The following is a 19379-nucleotide window of genomic DNA, read 5'->3' as shown; positions in this document are numbered from 1 at the left end:
GTCAGAGTCCGAAGATTTCCTTGCCGATGGCAAACACCGGCAATGCGGCCAATACGCCGTCGATACGGTCCAGCACGCCGCCATGGCCGGGAATGATGTGGCCCGAATCCTTGGCGCCGGCATGGCGCTTGAGCAGGCTCTCGAACAGGTCGCCGAGCACCGAGGCGAACACCGCCACCACCGTCACCAGCAGCAGCCAGGGCAACTGTGCGGGGGTGACCAGCTGCCAGGCATCCACGCCGAAACCAAGGCCGAACGCGGTAGCCACCAGCAGGCCGGCGACCAGCCCGCCGAACAGGCCTTCCCAGGTCTTGTTGGGGCTGATGCGCGGGGCCAGCTTGTGGCGGCCGAAGGTGCGGCCGGCGAAATAGGCGCCCGAATCGGCGGCCCAGACCACGGCCAGCGCGGTCAGCAGCCACAGGTGGCCCTGGTCGCTGGTGGCGTGCAGCAGCACCAGCGAGGCCCATGCCGGCAGGATCGCCAGGGTGCCGGCAAGCAGCTTGAGCGCGCGCGCCGGGCTGTCCGGCTGTGCACCGAAGTTGAAGAAACGCAGCCACAGCAGGGCCAGCAGCCACCAGCCGACGCCGATCAGCGCAGCCACGCGGAACAGGAACAGCGAAGCGTCGCGGTCCCAGACCACCAGCACCATCAGCACCAGGTTGAGCAGCAGCAGGGTGGTGCGGGCCAGCGTGTCTTCCACGCCCGCCAGCTTCAGCCATTCCCACAGGCCGATCAGGAACACCGCGGCGGCGGCGGCGGCGAGCCATTGGCTGGGCAGCAGCAGGATCGCGGCGATGGCCGCCGGCGCCATGATCAGCGCGGCGAGGACTCGGGTCTTGGTCATGGGCTGGACGTCTCGGTGGCCAGGGCAGCGATCTGGGCACTGGTCAGGCCGAAACGGCGCTCCCGCCCGGCGTAGGTGTCCAGCGCGCGCTGCAGCTGGTCGGTGTCGAAGTCCGGCCACAGTACATCGGTGAACCAGAGTTCGGTGTAGGCCAGCTGCCACAGCAGGAAGTTGCTGATGCGGGTGTCGCCACCGGTGCGGATGAACAGGTCCGGGGCCGGTATGTCGGCCAGCGCCACGTGGCTGCCCAGCAGGTCTTCATCGATCTGTTCGGGCAACAGGCGGCCGGCGGCCACTTCCTGGGCCAGCGTACGCGCAGCACGGGCGATGTCCTGGCGGCCGCCGTAGCTGGCGGCGATGGACAGGGTCATCGTGGTGTTGTCCACGGTGCGCTGTTCGGCCAGTTGCATGCGGCTCACCAGCGAGGCACCGAATCGCTCGCGTTCGCCGATGAAGCGTACGCGCACGCCACGCCGGTGCAGCTCGTCCACTTCGCGATCCAGCGCGTGCAGGAACAGCTTCATCAGCGCCTGCACCTCGTCATCCGGGCGGCCCCAGTTTTCGCTGGAGAACGCGAACAGGGTCAGCGCCGGGATGCCCAGTTCCAGGCAGCGGTCGATGGTGCGGTTGACCGCGCGGGCACCGGCACGGTGGCCGATCATGCGCGGGCGGCGGCGCTGCTGCGCCCAACGCCCGTTGCCATCCATGATGATGGCAACGTGGCGCGGCAGCGCGCTGGGCAGCGGGGGCGGGGCTGAAGGCATCGACTTCAGACCGCCATCAGTTCCTTTTCTTTTTCCGCCACGACCTTGTCCACGTCCTTGATGCTGTTGTCGGTCAGCTTCTGGATATCGTCCTCGGCGCGCTTCTTGTCGTCCTCGGTGATTTCCTTGTCCTTGAGCAGCTTGGCCACTTCCTGGTTGGCATCACGGCGGATGTTGCGGATGGCGACCTTGGTTTCCTCGCCTTCCTTGCCCACGGTCTTGGCCAGTTCCTTGCGGCGCTCTTCGGTGAGCGGCGGCAGGTTCAGGCGGATGACCGTGCCGACCACGGTCGGGGTCAGGCCCAGGTCGGAGGCGTAGATCGACTTCTCGACCGCTGCGACCAGCGACTTGTCGAATACCGAGATCACCAGCGAACGACCTTCGGAAACGCTGATGGTGGCCACGTTGGCCAGCGGCGACTGCGAGCCATAGGCCAGCACGGAAATGCCGTCCAGCAGCGCCGGCGAGGCGCGGCCGGTGCGGATGGTGGTCAGGGTGTGGCGCAGAGCGTCGATGCTCTTGGCCATGCGCGTCTGCGCGTTCTGCTTGATGTCGTTGAGCATCGCCCGGTCCTGGGTATTACTGGAATCGGGCGATTATAGGCGAATAGGCGCCCAGCCGGGACCGCAGGGCCCCGGTCATGCATCCGGCGCTCAGGCGGCGGGATTGCGGCCGCTGACCAGGGTGCCGATGTTCTCGCCGTGCAGGATCTTCAGCAGTTCACCCGGCTGGCCCATGTCGAACACGCGCATCGGCAGGTCGCTGTCGCGCGCCAGGGCGAAGGCCGCGGTATCCATCACTTCCAGGCCGCGGATGATCACTTCGTCGTAGGTCAGGCTGTCGAAGCGCACCGCATCGCTGTACTTGTTCGGATCCTTGTCGTAGACGCCATCGACCTTGGTGGCCTTCAGCAGCAGGTCCGCGCCGATCTCGATGGCGCGCAGGGCGGCGCCCGAATCGGTGGTGAAGAACGGACTGCCGACGCCGGCGGCGAAGATCACCAGGCGGCCCTTTTCCAGGTGGCGGATGGCGCGGCGGCGGATGTAGTCCTCGCACACGTCGTTTATCTTGATGGCGCTCATCACGCGGGCCTTGGCACCGACTTTTTCCAGTGCGTCCTGCATGGCCAGCGCATTGATCACCGTGGCCAGCATGCCCATCTGGTCGCCGGTGACGCGGTCCATGCCGCCTGCAGCCAGCCCGGCGCCGCGGAAGATGTTGCCGCCACCGATCACCAGTGCCACTTCCGCGCCAGCCTGCTGGGCTTCGACCACTTCACGGGCCAGGCGGTTGATGATCTTGGGATCGATGCCGTAGTCCTCGTCCCCCATCAGCGCCTCCCCGGAAAGTTTCAACAGGATGCGGCGATAGGCGAGCTTGGACATGGGGGACCTCAGGGTGCGTGAATTCCCGGCAGATTCTACTGGCAAGCGCGGCGCTGCTGTAGTTATTTCGCGCGCGGGCCCTGGTTCAGGCGGCGGACGGGGCTTCGGCCGGTGGGGCCAGGGCCGCTCCATCGCCCGGGGAACGTGCGATCACCCGGTTGCGGCCAAGGTTCTTGGAGCGGTAGAGCACATCATCGGCGGCACGCAGCAGGTCCTGCACGTCGGCGAAGCGCTCATAGCCTCCCTGGGTCGCCACGCCGGCGGAGAAGGTGATGAACAGCGGCCCGCCCTCCAGCATTGCCATCGGGGTGGACACGATGCGCGCCAGCACGCGGCGGATCACATCCAGGGCGACCGATTCGGTGGTGTTGGGCAGCAGCGCGACGAACTCTTCGCCACCAAAACGCGCCACCGTGTCGCTGGTGCGCAGCTGTCCCTGCAGCGTGCCGGCGAACTCGCGCAGCACTTCATCGCCGGTCAGGTGGCCGTGCGCATCGTTGATCTTCTTGAAGTCATCCAGGTCGATGAAGGCTACCGAAAGCGGCCAGCCGTGCCGCGTAGCGCGCAGGAATTCCTGTTCCAGCACGGTTTCCAGCTGGCGGCGGTTGAGCACGCCGGTCAGGGCATCGCGGTGGGCCTGTTCGGTGAGCCGGTTGGCCCGCGCTTCGAACTCGTCGGCGCGGCGGCGGGCCTGCTCGGCGTCCTGCATCTGGCGCAGGTTGCGCAGGGTCGCCAGTTCCTGTGCGTGGTCGATCAGCAGCTGCACGCGCGCCGGGGTGGTCGGCGAGGTGTCGAACAGGCTGGCGATGGTCGGCAGGGCCTGGCTGATCTGCGCCAGCACCTGGTCGAACTGCGCGCTGTCCAGCTGCAGGCGGGCATGCACCTGCTCAAGTGCGCGCTCGCGTGCGGCGTCGGGGTCGCTGTCCAGCCAGATGTCGGCCACCGTGCCGGACAGCTGGACACAGGCCTGGAAGGTGTCCTGGGACGGGGTGCCGTCTTCACTGCGCGCGATCGCTTCGCTGAGGTAGCGGGGCAGGTCCCACTGCGCGGCCATGTAGGCCCCGACCTCGGCGTGGGTGCACTGCAGCTGCGCGCGTTCGGCGTCCAGCAGGGCCGCGTTGCTGTCGGCGTCGCGCAGCAGCGGCAGGTAGGTATCGGGGTGTGACTGGGCCAGCGCAAGCACGCCGATGTCCTGCAGCAGGCCGGCCAGCATCAGTTCTTCCAGCCGGCGCAGGCCGCGCGCCTGGCCCAGCTGGCTGGCGGCCAGCGCACTGAGGATGCTGCGGCGCCAGGCGCGTTCGCGCAGGTCCTGTTCGGGGCTGCCCGCCGTACCTGCCACGCCCTGGGTAATGGTGAAGCCCAGGGCCAGGCTGAGGGTGGCATTGAGCCCGAGCATGGTCAGCGCCTGGCCCAGGTTGTCGATCCGGCGGCGGCTGGCATACAGCGGGGAATTGGCGATGCGCAGCATGCGCGCGCTGAGCGCCATGTCGATGGCGATGATATCGGCGGCGGTGCTGAGGTCGGCTTCGGGATCCTGGGCCAGTTCGATGATGCGCAGCGCGATGCCGGGAGGCGACGGGAGATTGCGGCAGAGCGCCAGGACGGCTGTCAGCTCGGGAGGCATATCGAGTCGATCGTTCAAGGGTGCGGGATGAGGGTTCCGTCACAGATCTGCATAGTGGCCCTTGCACTAAACGAACTCCCCCGGAAGAAGTATCGGTCCGAACGCCACATAACGCAAAGGCAGTGCGGCGCTGGCCCGGGGGCCTTGCGCCGAACGCACAAAAAAGCCGCGCAAAGCGCGGCTTCTTCGTGAATCAGGTCAACCCGGCAATCACGCCAGGCCGGCCTGCTTCATCACTTCGGCGGCGTAGTCTTCCACCACCTTCTCGATGCCTTCGCCCACGGCCAGGCGCTTGAAGCCCACCACGTCGGCGCCGGCAGCCTTCAGCACCTGCTCGACGGTCTGGTCGGTGTTCAGCACGTACGGCTGGCCGTACAGGGTGACTTCGTTGACGATCTTGGCGATCTTGCCGCTGATGATCTTCTCCAGGATGTCGGCCGGCTTGGCCTTGTCCTTGTCGGTCATCTTGGCCAGCTCGATTTCCTTCTCCTTGGCAACGAAGTCGGCCGGAACGTCGGACGCCTTGTTGTGCGGGGGATTCATCGCCGCCACGTGCATGGCCAGGCCACGGGCCAGCTCGGCATCGCCACCGGCCAGTTCCACCAGCACGCCGATGCGACCGCCGTGGACGTAGGCCGCCACGTTGTTGCTGCTTTCCAGGCGCACGATGCGACGCACGTCGACCTTCTCGCCGACCTTGGCGATGACCGCAGCGCGGGTCTCGTCGACGGTGTCGCCCGAAGCCAGCTTGGCGGCCTTCAGCGAATCGATGTCGGCAGCGCCGGAGGACAGCGCAACGTCGACGACCGACTTGGCGAAGTTGGTGAAGTTCTCATCCTTGGCGACGAAGTCGGTTTCGGAGTTGATCTCGACCAGCACGGCCTTGCCGGCTTCCTGGGCGGCCACGATGACGCCTTCGGCGGCAACGCGGTCGGACTTCTTGTCAGCCTTGGCCAGGCCGGACTTGCGCAGCGCTTCGATGGACGCCTCGATGTCGCCGTTGTTCTCAACGAGCGCCTTCTTGCATTCCATCATGCCGGCGCCGGTGCGCTCGCGCAGTTCCTTGACCAGGGAAGCAGTGATTTCCATGGGATTACCTCACAAAAGAAAGGGGTTGGGCCGGCATGCTGGCCGGCCCGTATGACAGGGTGCTGTCAGCCGCCGAAGCGGCCGGCAGGGCGGGTGGACGCAGCGCATCCACCCGGGGCCTGGATCAGGCCTGTGCGTCGTCGGACTTCTTCGGCGCAGCCTTCTTGGCCGGAGCGCGACGGGCCGGCTTGGCCTCTTCGCCTTCAGCGGCTTCGGCGAACTCTTCTTCGCGCACGGTGGCGGCATGCGGCGCAGCGGCCTTGCCTTCCAGCACGGAGTCAGCGGCAGCGCGGGCGTACAGCTGCACGGCACGGATGGCGTCGTCGTTACCCGGGATGGCGTAGTCCACCAGTTCCGGGTTGTAGTTGGTGTCGACCACGGCGATCACCGGGATGCCGAGCTTCTTGGCTTCCTTGATGGCGATGTCTTCGTGGCCGATATCGATCACGAAGATCGCGTCCGGCAGGCGGTTCATGTCCTTGATGCCGCCCAGCGAAGCTTCCAGCTTGTCGCGCTCGCGACGCAGGCCCAGCACTTCGTGCTTGACCAGCTTCTCGAAGCTGCCGTCGTTCTCGCCGGCTTCCAGTTCCTTCAGGCGGGCAACCGACTGCTTGACGGTACGGAAGTTGGTCAGGGTGCCGCCCAGCCAACGCTGGTTCATGAACGGCATGCCGCAACGCTCGGCTTCTTCGCGGATCGACTCACGCGCGCTGCGCTTGGTGCCCAGGAACAGGATGGTGCCGCGCTTCTGGGCCACCGAGGAGATGAAGTTCATCGCATCGTTGAACAGCGGGACGGTCTTTTCCAGATTGATGATGTGGATCTTGCCGCGGGCACCGAAGATGTACGGAGCCATCTTCGGGTTCCAGTAACGGGTCTGGTGACCGAAGTGGACGCCGGCTTCGAGCATCTGGCGCATGGTGATCTGGGGCATTGCAAAACTCCTGGCAGGGAACCGGCGTGCTCCGTTGTCCCTTGCGGGACGCCCGCGGAAAGTGTGCGGGACTGCGCGGGCGCGCATTGATGGTTCCGGGGTTGGGCTTCCCCATCGTCTCCGTGGCCGAACCCCTTGCGGGGCACCCCGGCACGGATCGGGACGATGGGTGTGGATTCACCGGTGACGTCCGGTGTGGACGATGTCCCGCGCAGGGATGCGGCAGGCAATCCGCCGATTATAGGCCAGCAGGGCGCGCGCTGCAATCCGCTCCAGGTGAGTGACGGCAGCGGCGGCGCGACAGGCTGGAGCTGCCGCCCGCAAGGGCTCCGGGCCCCGGGCGAGAGTCCCTGCCGGCGCGTATTCAGCTTCCTTTATGGTCCCGTGCCCTCGGTCAGCCCCGCACGTCGCTGTGTCACGAACCCGTTCAGCATCGGGCCCGGATCGGCGATAATGGCAGGCATGAGCGTAAATCTGAAAACCCCCCAGGAAATCGAGTTGATGCGCGAGGCCGGGCGACTGGCCAGCGAAGTGCTGGACATCGTCACGCCCTTCGTCAAGCCCGGTGTCACCACCGAAGAGCTGGACCGCATCTGCCATGACCACATCGTCAACGTGCAGAAGACGATCCCTGCCAACGTCGGCTACCGCGGCTTCCCCAAGAGCGTATGCACGTCGGTCAACAACGTGATCTGCCATGGCATCCCCAGCGAGGCCAAGGTGCTCAAGGACGGCGACATCGTCAACATCGACGTCACCGTGATCAAGGACGGCTGGCACGGCGACACCAGCCGCATGTACTACGTGGGCACGCCATCGGTAATGGCCAAGCGCCTGGTCGATGCGACCTATGAAGCGATGTGGCGCGGCATCCGTGCGGTCAAGCCGGGCGCCACCCTGGGCGATATCGGCCATGCCATCCAGAGCTACGCCGAAAGCGAGCGCTTCAGCGTGGTGCGCGAGTACTGCGGCCATGGCATCGGCAAGGTCTACCACGATGAACCGCAGGTGGTGCATTACGGCCGCCCGGGGCAGGGCCTGGTGCTGCAGCCGGGCATGACCTTCACCATCGAACCGATGATCAACGAGGGCACCCGCTACAACAAGGTGCTGCCGGACGGCTGGACCGTGGTCACCAAGGATCGCAAGTTGTCGGCGCAGTGGGAGCACATGATCGCGGTCACCGAGACCGGCGTGGACGTGCTGACCCTTGCGCCGGGCGAATCGCAGGTCGCTTGACGATGCTGCCGGCGGGTTCGTTGCTGGACACGCCGGCCTCGTCGGTGCCCGATGCCGAATGGGCTGCCGCGGCGCGCCAGGCGCTGCAGCAGGCCGATGCGCGCCTGCACCGCCGCTTCGACCAGGGCGACCGGATCGAGCGCCTGCTGGCACTGCGTGCGCGTGCCGCCGATCATCTGATCCGGCTCGCCTGGCAGCGCTGCATGCCGGCCGCGCAAGGCCTTTCGCTGTTTGCCGTGGGCGGCTACGGTCGCGGCGAACTGTTCCCGCACTCGGACATCGACGTGCTGGTGCTGGGCGAAACCTCGGCCCAGCACGCCGCCGAGGCGGGGCTGTCGCGCCTGTTCGCGCTGCTGTGGGATTGCGGCCTGCCGGTCAGCCATGCGGTGCGCTCGCTGCAGCAATGCCGTGACGCCGCTGCCGACCAGACCGTACTCACCGCGCTGATCGAAGCACGTCCGCTGGTCACCGCAGACGGCGCGCGGGGTGCCCTGCGCCAGGCCACCAATGATGGGTCGCTGTGGCCGCCGCGTGCCTTCTTCCTGGCCAAGCTGGAGGAACTGCGCACGCGGCATGCCCGCTTCGGCGATACCGCTGACAACCTGGAGCCGGATATCAAGGACGGTCCGGGCGGGCTGCGCGATCTCAATACGCTGGGCTGGATGGCGCTGCGTGCCTTCGGCGTGCGCGAACTGGAAGCGCTGGTCGGACTGGGCCACCTGGGCGCCGATGAAGCGGTGGCACTGCAGCGCGAGCGCGCGGTGCTGGCCGGGCTGCGCTATGGACTGCACCTGGTCGCCGGACGCCCTGAAGAACGACTGCGCTTTGATTACCAGAAGACCCTGGCCGCGCGGCTGGGGTTTGAAGACGACGCGGAAAGCCTGGGCGTCGAGAAAATGATGCAGGGCTTCTACCGCGCCGCATCGGTGGTGCGGCGGATCAGCGACCGGCTGCTGCAGCGCTTCGAGGAACAGTTCGATGGCGAGGCGGTGCCGGAGCCGTTGACGGTCGGCTTCTCGCTGCGCCGGGGGTATCTGGCAGCCAATGATGCGGACTGGCCACGCGGGGAGATCGGCGAGGTCTTCGCCCTGTTTTCCAGCTGGGCCAACAATCCGCAGGTCCGCGGGCTGCATTCGCTCACCGCGCGCGCGCTGGCCGAAGCATTGCCGCAGCTGCCCGGATACGAACAGGCCTCCCCACACACGCGACAGCAGTTCCTGTCGCTGCTGCGCCAGCCGCGTCCGGTCGACACGCTGTCGCGCATGGCGCGGCTGGGCGTGCTTGGCCAGTGGGTCCCGGCCTTCGCCCAAGTCAGCGGGCGCATGCAGTTCGATCTGTTCCATGTCTATACCGTGGACCAGCACACCCTGATGGTGCTGCGGAACATGGGCGAGTTTTCCAGCAGCCGGGCCGCCGAGCGCTTCTCCATCGCCCATGAGGTGTGGCCGCGCCTGCGCAAGCCCGAACTGCTGCTGCTTGCCGGGCTGTTCCATGACATCGCCAAGGGCCGCGGCGGCGACCATTCCGAGCTCGGCGCAGTCGACGCGCGCACCTTCTGCCAGACCCTGGAAATGAGTACCGCCGACACCGACCTGGTGGCCTGGCTGGTGGAACAGCACCTGCGCATGTCGGTGACCGCGCAGAAGCAGGACATCTCCGATCCGGCGGTGATCCATCGCTTCGCCACGCTGGTTGCCAGCCGCGAGCGGCTGGATTACCTGTACCTGCTGACCTGCGCCGACATCGCCGGCACCAGTCCGAAGTTGTGGAATGCGTGGAAAGACCGTCTGCTGGCCGACCTGTATTTCGCTACCCGTCGCGCACTGCGTGAGGGCCTGGAACCGCCGCTGCCGGCCGCTGAGCGGGTGATCGAGGCGCGCGAATACGTGCGCCAGCTGGTGCGCGAGCAGGGCTATGACGATGCCACGATCAACCGCCAGTTCGCAGTGATGCCCGATGAAGGCTTCATCCGCCTGCGCCCGGAGCAGCTGGCGTGGCAGGCGGGTGCACTGGTGCCGGTACGCCAGGGCCACACGCTGGTGAAGGTACGCCCGATCAGCCCGGATGACCCGGCGCTGGAAGTGTTCGTGCATTCGCCCGACCGCGATGGCCTGTTCGCCGCGATCGTGATGACGCTGGACCGCAAGGGCTACGGCATCCACCGGGCACGCGTGCTGGATGGACCCTCCGACACCATCTTCGATACCTTCGAAGTGAACCCGGCCGACAGCTTCGCCGATGGCGACCCGCTGCGGCTTGAGGCCGCCCTGCGCGAAGCGCTGTCCGGCGACCTGTCACGGCTGCGTCCGTCGCGACGCGCGATCCCGCGCCAGCTGCGGCACTTCCGCTTCGCCCCGCGCATCGAGTTCCGCGATGAAGCGGGCGATGCCGCCGGCACCCGCTTCAGCCTGGTCGCACCCGACCGCCCCGGCCTGCTGGCCGACGTGGCGCACGTGCTGCGCAACCAGCGGCTGCGCGTGCACGATGCACGCATCGCCACGTTCGGCGAGCGCGCCGAAGATACTTTCGTGATCACTGACGAACACGACCTCCCCCTGGATGAAACCGCCAGGCAACAGCTGCAGGACGCCATGCTGTGCTGCCTGGACCCAGACCGAAACGCCGGAGATACCCGCTGATGGCCACCAAGCCGACCAAGAGAACCGCCGCTGCCAAGACCGTGGCAACCAAGAAGAGCACCGCTGGCAAGGCCGTGGCGGTCAAGCCGGCCGTGAAAAAGGCCGCTGCCAAGCCGGCCGCTTCCAGGAAGCCGGCCGCCAGCAAGGCCGTCGCGAAGAAGGTGCCGGCGGAGAAGGCCCGCGCGGAAAACATCGCCCGTAAGTCGCTGCGCAAGCCGCCGGCGGTGGGCGTGGAAGAATTGAAGTTCGGCATCGAGAGCGCCTTCGAGCGCCGTGCCACCTTGACCCTGCATGAGCTGGAGGGCTCCACCAAGCCGCTGGTCGGCCGGGTCGTCGATGGCCTGGAAAGCGGCGAGTTCCGCGTCGCCGAGCCGGACGGGCACGGCGGCTGGAAGGTCAACGAATGGTTGAAGAAGGCGGTGCTGCTGTACTTCCGCGTCAACGACATGGCGGTGGTCGATGCGCGCCCGGCACCGTTCTGGGACAAGGTCGAATCGCGCTTCGCCGGCCATGACGAAGCGAAATTCCGCCGCGCTGGCGTACGCGTGGTGCCCGGTGCGATCGCGCGCCGCGGCACGTACTTCGGCAAGGACGTGGTGTTGATGCCGAGCTTCACCAACATCGGTGCCTACGTCGGCGAAGGCACCATGGTCGATACCTGGGCCACCGTCGGTTCCTGCGCGCAGATCGGCCAGCACTGCCACCTGTCCGGTGGTGCCGGCATCGGTGGCGTGCTGGAACCGCTGCAGGCCAGCCCGACCATCATCGAAGACCATTGCTTCATCGGTGCGCGTTCGGAAGTGGTGGAGGGCGTTGTGGTCGGCCATCACAGCGTGATCGGCATGGGCGTGTTCCTCAGCCAGAGCACCCGCATCTACAACCGCGCCACCGGCCAAATCAGCTACGGCTACATCCCGCCGTACAGCGTGGTGGTGTCCGGCTCGCTGCCTTCGGCAGACGGCACCCATTCGCTGTACTGCGCGGTGATCGTCAAGCAGGTGGACGCGCGTACCCGCAGCAAGACCAGCGTCAACGACCTGCTGCGCGGCCTGGCTGACTGACCGCCATGACCACCACCGTGCATGGGTTGAAGAACTGCGATACCTGCAGGAAGGCCACCAGGTGGCTGGACCGTTTCCAGGTGCCGTACACCTTCGTTGATTATCGCCAGGACAAGCCCTCGCCCGAGACGCTCATCGACTGGGCCAGCCAGGCCGGTGGCTTCCCCGCGCTGGTCAATAAATCCTCCACCACGTGGCGGCAACTGCCGGACAACCGCAAGGCGGCCGATTCGGACGCCGAGTGGAAGCTGCTGCTGCGCGAATACCCGCAGTTGATCAAGCGGCCGGTGGTGGTGACCGCCGATGGCAAGGTCAGCCAGGGCTTCTCGGACAACGGCTTCAAGCAGCGCTTCGGAGTGGGCGCGTGAGTGCGGTGCTCGACCTGGCCTGCGAGCTGATCGCACGGCCGTCGGTCACACCCGATGACGCGGGCTGCCAGCAGCTGCTGGCCACGCGGCTGCAGGCCGCCGGCTTCCAGTGCGAGCACCTGCGTGTGGGCGAGGTCGACAATCTGTGGGCCACCCACGGCAGCGATGGGCCGGTGCTGGTACTGCTCGGCCACACCGATGTGGTGCCGACCGGGCCGGTGGCGGACTGGACCACCGATCCGTTCGTGCCGACCGTGCGCGATGGCGTGCTGTACGGGCGCGGGGCGGCCGACATGAAGGGCAGCGTGGCCGCCTTCGTGGTCGCAGCCGAACAGTTCGTTGCCGCGCACCCGGATCATCCGGGCACGCTGGCGGTACTGCTGACCAGCGACGAAGAAGGCGATGCGATCGATGGCGTGCGCCATGTCGCGCGGCTGTTCGCCGAGCGCGGCGAGCGTATCGACTGGTGCATCACCGGTGAGCCGTCCTCGACTGCCCGGCTGGGTGATCTGTTGCGGGTAGGTCGCCGCGGCAGCCTGTCCGCGCGCCTGCTGGTGCAGGGCGTGCAGGGCCATGTCGCGTATCCGGACAAGGCGCGCAACCCGATCCACCAGGCCGCGCCTGCGCTGGCCGAGCTGACCGCCCGGCAGTGGGACGAGGGCTTTGAGAGCTTCCCGCCGACCAGCTTGCAGGTGTCCAACGTGCATGCCGGGACCGGTGCCAACAATGTGATTCCCGGTCAGCTGCAGGTCGATTTCAACCTGCGCTACAACCCGCATTGGAACGCAGACAAGCTGGAAACGGAGATCGCTGCGCTGCTGGACCGGCACGGGCTGGAGTACACCGTGAAGTGGCATCGCAGCGGCGAGCCGTTCCATACCCCGGAAGGCACGCTGCGAGGCGTGGCACGCGAGGTGCTCGGCGAATTCGCCGGTTCACCGCCGGAAGAAAGCACCGGTGGCGGGACGTCGGACGCGCGTTTCATTGCGCCGTTGGGCGCGCAATGCATCGAAGTAGGTCCGGTCAATGCGAGCATCCACCAGGTGGACGAGAACGTGCGCGTGGACGAGCTTGAGCGGCTGCCGGCGCTGTACCAGCGCTTGATCGAACGCCTGCTGGCGTGAGGGGTGGTAGCGCCGAGCCATGCTCGGCGGCTCCTTGCAAACGGGCGTGCGGATGGTCTTCGCCGAGCATGGCTCGGCGCTACCGCGGGTCGCGGCTAGGCCACCACCAGGCCGAACGCGGCCAGCGCTGCGGCGGCCTGGCGCTGCGAAATCACCGCCTTCCGGAACAGCTTGGCCTCCATCACGTTGAGCCCGCTGATGTCGGTCCCGCGCAGGTCCGCGCCTTCGAAGCGGGTCAGCCGGGTCTGCGCGTTGCGCAGGCTGCCGCCATTGAACACCGCCTCGCGGAAGTCGCAGCCGGAAAGATCCGCTTCGGAGAAATCCATGCCCTGCAACCGGGCCTTGCGGAACGACAGGCCGCGCAGGTCGGCGCTGACCATCAGGCAGTCGCGGAACTCCAGTGCCCATCCGCTTGCCTCCTGCAGGTGCGCGCCGGTCAGCTTGCAATCCAGGAACTGCACCGAAGACAACGTGGCGCGCCGCCAGTGGCTGTTGTTGAGATCGCAGTGCGAAAAGCGCGCGTCGCTCAGCAGTGCCGAACTGAAGTCGCAGGCTGCGCCGCGGCATCTGCTCCATTGGCTTTCCTCCAGCGAAGCCGCCAACCAGTTCGCCCCCGCCAGCGAACACTGGTTGAACTGGAAGCCGTCCATGTCCAGCCGCGAAAAGTCGCCATGATCGAAGCTGCAGCCTTCGAATACCGCCGCGCGGGGGTGCGCGGCGATGATCGCCTGTATGCGTTCGCGGGTGAGGGTTTCAGCGCGGAAAATGGCGGTCGTCATGCCGCCATTCTGGGCGATGTACACCGCTCACAATAGGCTTGAGCATTGCGTTGGAGTGTGTACAAAGCCAGCGTGAAGCCGTTACTCGAACGTCCAGAAGGGCGGTGCGATCGCCTCGCGCCAATACGATTCGGCCGCCATGTAGAAACCCTGTGCCTCGGCCAGGGCGAACCATGCCGCCGCCGCGTCCACGTCCTTGGCCAGTCCGTCGCCACCGCGGCCCACGGCCAGCCCGGCCAGGTACTGGCCATACACGTTGCCCTGCCTGCCGGCACGTTCATACCAGCGCAATGCTTCGGCCTTGTCCTGCACCACGCCGATGCCGGCTTCATGCAGTGCGCCGAGGTCGACCTGGGCCTCGGCATCGCCACGCGCGGCGCGGCGCTGGATACCGGCGATGACCGGGTTCGGCGCCGGGCCTGTATCGATCGGCTGGCCATGCGGTGCCGAGCCACTGGTTGCCTCGCGCAGCGGCTTCAGCTTGTACAGTTCGCGCAGGTACACCGCCGAACGCAGCCGCCAGCGCAGCGCGCCGGTCATGTCGCCGCGACCTTCGTACCAGCGCTCCAGGTCATGCATCGCATAGGGCGAGCCGTGGTAAGCCGCACTCTGGAACCAGCGGAACGCCTTGCGCGGTGACGCCTTCATGACCACGTCGGCGGGTTTCTGTGGGCCCTCGCCGCTGTCCAGCCGGCCGCGCGCGTACAGCGTGCCGAGCGTTTCCTCGGCATTGGTGCTGTGGTGCGTGCGTGGGGTCGTCGCGGCCGCGCGCGCATACCAGTCCAGCGCGCGCGGATCATTCCAGGCCTGGTACATCCGGGCCACGCGCAGCGCCGAGTCGAAACGACCATCGGCGGCCGCGGCGAGGGCGTCGCGCTCGGTGTCGTTGGGCGGGCGGGCAGGCGTGCTGGCACAACCGGCCAGGGCAAGCAGTGCCAGCGCATGCAGCAGTGCGCGGCGGGGGAAGGGAATCATCCGTGAAGTCCTCTAAGGGGGCGGGAGATTATCCGGGACGTCGACCGCGCGGCGGCTGAACGTCGGCGCAGGAACGGTTGCCATCGCAACAGTTGCGCCGCCGCCGGAACCCGGTTACGGTCGGTCCATGTCCATGTCCTTGTTCCCCACCACCGCCGTCCGCAATACCAACCGCAATAACCTGCGCGCGAATAATCGTGCGCGGCCGATGCGGGACTGCGCCCTGGGTAGATAAGACACTCCACACCCGGACACCAGAAAACCCGCATCGACCGATGCGGGTTTTTTTTGTGCCCGGGAAACCTCCCGGGCCAGGCTGGCCGGTCGAACTCCCCTACCGCGTATAGACACCAAACAGGAGCTTCCCCCATGTGTTCGATCTTCGGAATATTCGGCCTGCAGGCCGGTGACGACCTCCCCGCGCTGCGCCGGCATGCGTTGGAATCCTCGCAGCGCCAGCGCCACCGCGGTCCGGACTGGAGCGGTGTGTACCTGGACGACGGCGCGCTGCTGGTGCACGAGCGGTTGGCCATCGTCGATCCTGCTGGCGGCTCCCAGCCGCTGCTGTCCGAAGATGGTGGCCTGGCGCTGGCGGTCAATGGCGAGATCTACAACCACCAGCAGCTGAAGACCGGACTGAGCCAGCCGTACGCGTTCCAGACCGGCTCGGATTGCGAGGTGATCAACGCGCTGTACCGTCAGGGTGAGCCGTCGCAGTGGCTGGAACGGCTCAACGGCATCTTTGCTTTTGCGTTGTGGGACAAGGCGGCTGCGCGGGTGCTGGTGGCGCGTGACCCGATCGGGGTGGTGCCGCTGTACTGGGGCCACGATGCACAGGGGCGCCTGCGCGTGGCGTCCGAATTGAAGGCGCTGGTGGATAGCTGCGCCGATGCCGCGCAGTTCCCGCCGGGTCATTACTACGACAGCGCAACCGGCGAGCTGGTGCGTTACTACCAGCAGTCCTGGCGCGAGTACGACGCCGTGCAGGGCAAGCCGGTGGACCTGGCCGAACTGCGTGAAGCGTTCGAGCGCGCGGTGGAGCGCCAGCTGATGAGCGACGTGCCTTACGGCGTGCTGCTGTCCGGTGGGCTGGACTCCTCGCTGGTGGCCGCGGTGGCCGCACGCTATGCGCGCCGGCGCATTGAGGACGGTGGAGAGAGCGAAGCGTGGTGGCCGCGCCTGCATTCCTTCGCCATCGGGCTCAAGGGCTCGCCCGATCTTGCCGCCGCCGCCATTGCCGCCGAGGCGCTGGGTACGGTGCACCACGGGTTCGAATACACCTTCGAGGAAGGCCTGGATGTGCTGCCGGAGGTGATCCGCCATATCGAAACCTATGACGTCACCACCATCCGTGCATCCACGCCGATGTTCCTGCTGGCGCGCCGGATCAAGGCGATGGGCGTGAAGATGGTGCTGTCCGGCGAGGGCAGCGACGAGATCTTCGGCGGCTACCTGTACTTCCACAAGGCGCCGGATGCACGGGAGTTCCACAGCGAGCTGGTGCGCAAGCTGGATGCCCTGCACAACTACGACTGCCTGCGCGCCAACAAGTCGATGATGGCGTGGGGCGTGGAGCCGCGCGTGCCGTTCCTGGACCGCGAGTTCCTGGACGTGGCGATGCGTTTCGATGCCGCGCACAAGATGGTCGGCAGCGAAGCCTCCGGCGGGCGCCGGGTGGAGAAGGGCGTGCTGCGTGCGGCGTTCGAAGGCTATCTGCCGGAGAGCATCCTGTGGCGGCAGAAGGAACAGTTCAGCGATGGCGTGGGCTACGGCTGGATCGACGGGCTGAAGGCACACGCCGAAGCGCAGGTCAGCGACCGTGTGCTGGCTGCTGCCGACAAGCGCTTCCCGCACAACCCGCCGCAGACCAAAGAGGCCTACTACTACCGGCACGTTTTCGAGCAGTACTTCCCCAGCCATGCGGCGGCGGAGACGGTGCCGGGTGGCAAGTCGATCGCCTGTTCGTCACCGGCGGCGATCGCGTGGGATGCCAGTTTCGCCACCGCCGCGGACCCGTCCGGGCGGGCGATCGCCGGCGTGCACGAAGCGGCGTTGGCCTGACAAGCGGCCGCTGCACGGGTACCGCCGGACGGTCGACGTCCATGGTTGAATCAGGCGCGTCGGGAAGTCAGCGGGCAGGGCGCAGGGTAAGCGTGTGCTGGCTGGGACCGGGCAGGAACGGGGTCGGACGTCCGTGCACGTAGTCCTCGTGGCCGGCCGCCCAGAACGGGGACAACGGGTGGCCGCTCTGGCCGCCCGGCATGTGGATGATGCCCTGGTCTTCGTGGCCGGGGGACACCACCATCCGCTGCGAAGCGCCGAAGCCTGGCCCCTGCACGCGCGGCATGTTGTTGTCACCGGGCAGCGGTTCGGCGGGCATGCACAGCCAGCGTTCCGCGAAGGCGGGCAGGGCACGGCTGATCGGGTGGCAGATCGCAGCAGTATTGCGCTCACCCCAGGTGCGGTCGGCCAGCGGCCCCTGCGCGGTCAGGTCCGTTTCAAGGCGCTTGGCGGTGTCGGCCAACAGCGCGTCCCAGCTTGCGTGGCCAGGCGGCAGTAGATGCGCCGGGCGCTGGCTGACCAGCGGCCACAGCACACCTTCGAACTGCGCCAGCCGCGGTTCCAGCCAGTCCTCGCCCAGCGCTTGTTTCGCCGGTGCCAGCATCGCACCGGACACTTCCTCCAGCAGCATGCCACGGAAACCACGCACTACCCGATAGCTCACCGAATCCACCGAGGCATGGCCCTCCCAGCTGCGCGTGATGGCCTCCAGCCGCTGCAGTTGCGGGTCATTGGAGCCCTCCACCACCTGGCGCAGCAGGTGCCACCAGCGCTGCAGGAATACCGCGCGGTCATCCAGCTGGATCGCCAGCAGGTCCGCTTCGCTGAAACGTCCGCTGGCCTGCAGTGCATCGCGGATCTGTGCGCCGCGCGCGCCGAGGTCGTAACCGCCGTCACCGGCGAGAGCCAGTGCTTCGCCGTCCATCACACGTCCGTTGGCGGTCCACAGGCGGTGACTTGGCGGGTCGACCAGCGAGGGCGCCGCGTCACTGCGGATGCCCCATGCCGGGCAGCCATCGGCCGTGGTGGTGCGCATGCCGGTGGGCGCGCAGCCGGCAGCACGATCCGGGCGCGCACCCAGCACACGCCAGGCAATGCGTCCGGTGCTGTCAGCCAGCAGCAGGTTCTGCGCCGGGATGCGGGTGCGGTCGGCGACCTGCAATGCCTGGTCAAGATCGGCGACGCGTGCAAGCTCGGTCAGCGCCAGGCTCACCGCGCCGGGTTGGTGGGCAACCCAGCGCAGCGCATCGCCGCTGCCATCGGCACGCTGGTGCAGCAGCGGCCCCCATGCGCTCTCGCGCACGGTGAAATCCACCGGCGCAGCACCGGCCACCTCGATCTTTTCGTGGTACTCGGACAGTTTCGTGCCGGCCGGCACCGGCTGGAAATCGGCGGTGTCGATGTAGCTGTTGGTGAAGCCCCACGCCACGTGTCCGTTGCTGCCGACGATGATCGCCGGCAGGCCAGGCAGCGAAAATCCACTCACGTCGACCTGCCCACCGGGCGCCTGCGGATCAGGGTAGCGCAGGCGCACGCGGAACCAGATATTCGGTGCGCGCAGGCCCAGGTGCATGTCGTCGGCGAGGATCGCGCGGCCATCGGTGGTCAGCGCCGCGCCGACGGCGAAGTTGTTGCTGCCTTTGACATCCGTATCCGCCACGGCAGCGGCAGGCGCGGCAGGCTGGCCACGAAGGTCCAGCACATCGGCGCCGGGCAACACGGCATCGCCGCGCGGTCCGCCCATCAACGGCGCGTCCCAACTGCTGCCATCGTGGCTCAGCAGTGCGTACAGCGCCGACGGCACCACCGCACGCAGGCGGCTGTACGCCAGCTCGCTCTGGTTGGCCGGATCCTGCAGGTCGGCATACATCGCATAGCCGGTAAGCAGGCTGTCGCTGGCCTGCCACGGCGCGGGCCGCTGGCGCAGCAGCAGGTAGGGCCAGGGCCGCACGCGCAGGCTGGCGATTCCTGCATTCACCCCTTCCACGTAAGCCTGCAGTTCGGCACTCACGGGTTCTTTCGATGCGCGGTGGCGCAGGCGATGCACGCGCATGCGTTTGTCCACCTCCAGCGCGGCCGGGCCGAACAGCGCGGACAACTCGCCGGCGGCGCTGCGGCGCATCAGGTCCATCTCGAAACCGCGTTCCTGTGCGTGCACCTGGCCCAGGGCGCGCATCACATCGCGTTGGCTGGCGCCTTCGATGGTGACCACGCCCAGGCTGTCGCGGCTGACGGTCACCGGGGCCTGCAGGCCACCGAGGACCTGCTCGCCGTCCAGCGGCGCAAGGCTGCCGCGCAGCAACCACCAGGCCATCAGGCCGAGTCCCAAGGCCAGTATCAGCAGCAGCCAGAACAGCCGCAACAACCATCGACGCATGGGGCGCTTCCTTGCAGGGAAAGAGTGGGAACGAGTGTAGACAGCCGGTATGGCAGATCGCAGACGTGACGCGACTGCGATTGATTCCGATTAGATCACGGGATTTCCGGATAGGG

At 67.2% G+C, this 19379-nt stretch carries 16 protein-coding genes; 6 read left to right on the top strand and 10 right to left on the bottom strand.

Features of this window, described 5'->3' with window-relative positions:
- Position 1: 1 nt before the first annotated feature.
- The 7 genes from ACI2JH_RS04565 to rpsB all read right to left on the bottom strand — a co-directional run bounded on the left by ACI2JH_RS04565 (position 2) and on the right by rpsB (position 6640).
- Complete coding sequence (locus tag ACI2JH_RS04565; protein ID WP_101099953.1) at positions 2-844, bottom strand: phosphatidate cytidylyltransferase; 843 nt, start codon at positions 842-844, stop codon at positions 2-4.
- Positions 841-1608 (bottom strand): polyprenyl diphosphate synthase, encoded by a 768-nt coding sequence (gene uppS / locus ACI2JH_RS04560; protein WP_349998420.1) that lies wholly within the window; start codon positions 1606-1608, stop codon positions 841-843. Before uppS ends, ACI2JH_RS04565 begins: the two co-directional genes overlap by 4 nt.
- 5 nt (positions 1609-1613) lie before the next feature.
- Positions 1614-2171, bottom strand: coding sequence for a ribosome recycling factor (gene frr / locus ACI2JH_RS04555; protein WP_042613837.1), 558 nt, complete (start codon positions 2169-2171; stop codon positions 1614-1616).
- A gap of 90 nt (positions 2172-2261) precedes the next feature.
- Positions 2262-2993: a UMP kinase gene (gene pyrH / locus ACI2JH_RS04550; RefSeq protein WP_042613838.1), complete on the bottom strand. Its 732-nt coding sequence runs from the start codon at positions 2991-2993 to the stop codon at positions 2262-2264.
- 85 nt (positions 2994-3078) lie between these two features.
- Entirely contained in the window at positions 3079-4617 is a 1539-nt protein-coding gene (locus ACI2JH_RS04545; protein ID WP_404735553.1) for an HDOD domain-containing protein, read from the bottom strand.
- 210 nt (positions 4618-4827) lie between these two features.
- Entirely contained in the window at positions 4828-5706 is an 879-nt protein-coding gene (tsf, locus tag ACI2JH_RS04540) for a translation elongation factor Ts (protein WP_042613840.1), read from the bottom strand.
- Between the two features lie 124 nt (positions 5707-5830).
- A complete protein-coding gene (gene rpsB, locus ACI2JH_RS04535; protein WP_042613841.1) occupies positions 5831-6640 on the bottom strand; it encodes a 30S ribosomal protein S2 in 810 nt (269 codons plus the stop codon).
- 462 nt (positions 6641-7102) lie between these two features.
- On the opposite strand from rpsB, the gene map reads away from it, so the two are divergent.
- Genes map through dapE form a run of 5 tightly spaced genes read left to right on the top strand, consistent with a single transcriptional unit; the run spans position 7103 to position 13071 of the window.
- Positions 7103-7879, top strand: coding sequence for a type I methionyl aminopeptidase (gene map / locus ACI2JH_RS04530; protein ID WP_220485006.1), 777 nt, complete (start codon positions 7103-7105; stop codon positions 7877-7879).
- A gap of 2 nt (positions 7880-7881) precedes the next feature.
- Positions 7882-10518 (top strand): [protein-PII] uridylyltransferase, encoded by a 2637-nt coding sequence (locus ACI2JH_RS04525; RefSeq protein ID WP_404735620.1) that lies wholly within the window; start codon positions 7882-7884, stop codon positions 10516-10518.
- Positions 10518-11579, top strand: a complete 1062-nt coding sequence (gene dapD / locus ACI2JH_RS04520) for a 2,3,4,5-tetrahydropyridine-2,6-dicarboxylate N-succinyltransferase (protein WP_404735552.1) — start codon at positions 10518-10520, stop codon at positions 11577-11579. The genes ACI2JH_RS04525 and dapD overlap by 1 nt, the downstream gene beginning before the upstream one ends.
- Before the next feature lie 5 nt (positions 11580-11584).
- Positions 11585-11947, top strand: a complete 363-nt coding sequence (locus tag ACI2JH_RS04515) for an arsenate reductase (RefSeq protein WP_191770123.1) — start codon at positions 11585-11587, stop codon at positions 11945-11947.
- Positions 11944-13071, top strand: coding sequence for a succinyl-diaminopimelate desuccinylase (gene dapE, locus ACI2JH_RS04510; RefSeq protein ID WP_404735551.1), 1128 nt, complete (start codon positions 11944-11946; stop codon positions 13069-13071). The genes ACI2JH_RS04515 and dapE overlap by 4 nt, the downstream gene beginning before the upstream one ends.
- A gap of 95 nt (positions 13072-13166) precedes the next feature.
- On the opposite strand, the gene ACI2JH_RS04505 is transcribed toward dapE, so the two are convergent.
- Both ACI2JH_RS04505 and ACI2JH_RS04500 read right to left on the bottom strand, forming a co-directional pair.
- Positions 13167-13850, bottom strand: coding sequence for a pentapeptide repeat-containing protein (locus ACI2JH_RS04505; protein ID WP_404735550.1), 684 nt, complete (start codon positions 13848-13850; stop codon positions 13167-13169).
- An 81-nt stretch (positions 13851-13931) separates the two neighbouring features.
- Positions 13932-14825, bottom strand: coding sequence for a tetratricopeptide repeat protein (locus ACI2JH_RS04500; protein ID WP_404735549.1), 894 nt, complete (start codon positions 14823-14825; stop codon positions 13932-13934).
- A 369-nt stretch (positions 14826-15194) separates the two neighbouring features.
- Here ACI2JH_RS04500 and asnB point away from each other — a divergent pair, with 369 nt between their 5' ends.
- Positions 15195-16886 carry an asparagine synthase B gene (gene asnB / locus ACI2JH_RS04495; protein WP_404735548.1) on the top strand — a complete coding sequence of 564 codons (1692 nt, stop codon included), beginning with the start codon at positions 15195-15197 and terminating at the stop codon, positions 16884-16886.
- A 67-nt stretch (positions 16887-16953) separates the two neighbouring features.
- Here the strand turns inward: asnB and ACI2JH_RS04490 are convergent, their stop codons facing one another.
- The gene (locus ACI2JH_RS04490) at positions 16954-19263 is read right to left on the bottom strand and encodes a penicillin acylase family protein (RefSeq protein WP_404735547.1); all 2310 of its coding nucleotides are present in this window, start codon (positions 19261-19263) and stop codon (positions 16954-16956) included.
- Positions 19264-19379 lie beyond the last annotated feature (116 nt).

Origin of the sequence: Stenotrophomonas sp. NPDC078853 (genome assembly GCF_044901215.1) — a bacterium.
In the GTDB taxonomy this organism is placed as follows: domain Bacteria; phylum Pseudomonadota; class Gammaproteobacteria; order Xanthomonadales; family Xanthomonadaceae; genus Stenotrophomonas; species Stenotrophomonas lacuserhaii.
The sequence above is the reverse complement of the archived record's forward strand: the minus strand, read 5'-3'. Positions and strand labels throughout refer to the sequence as shown.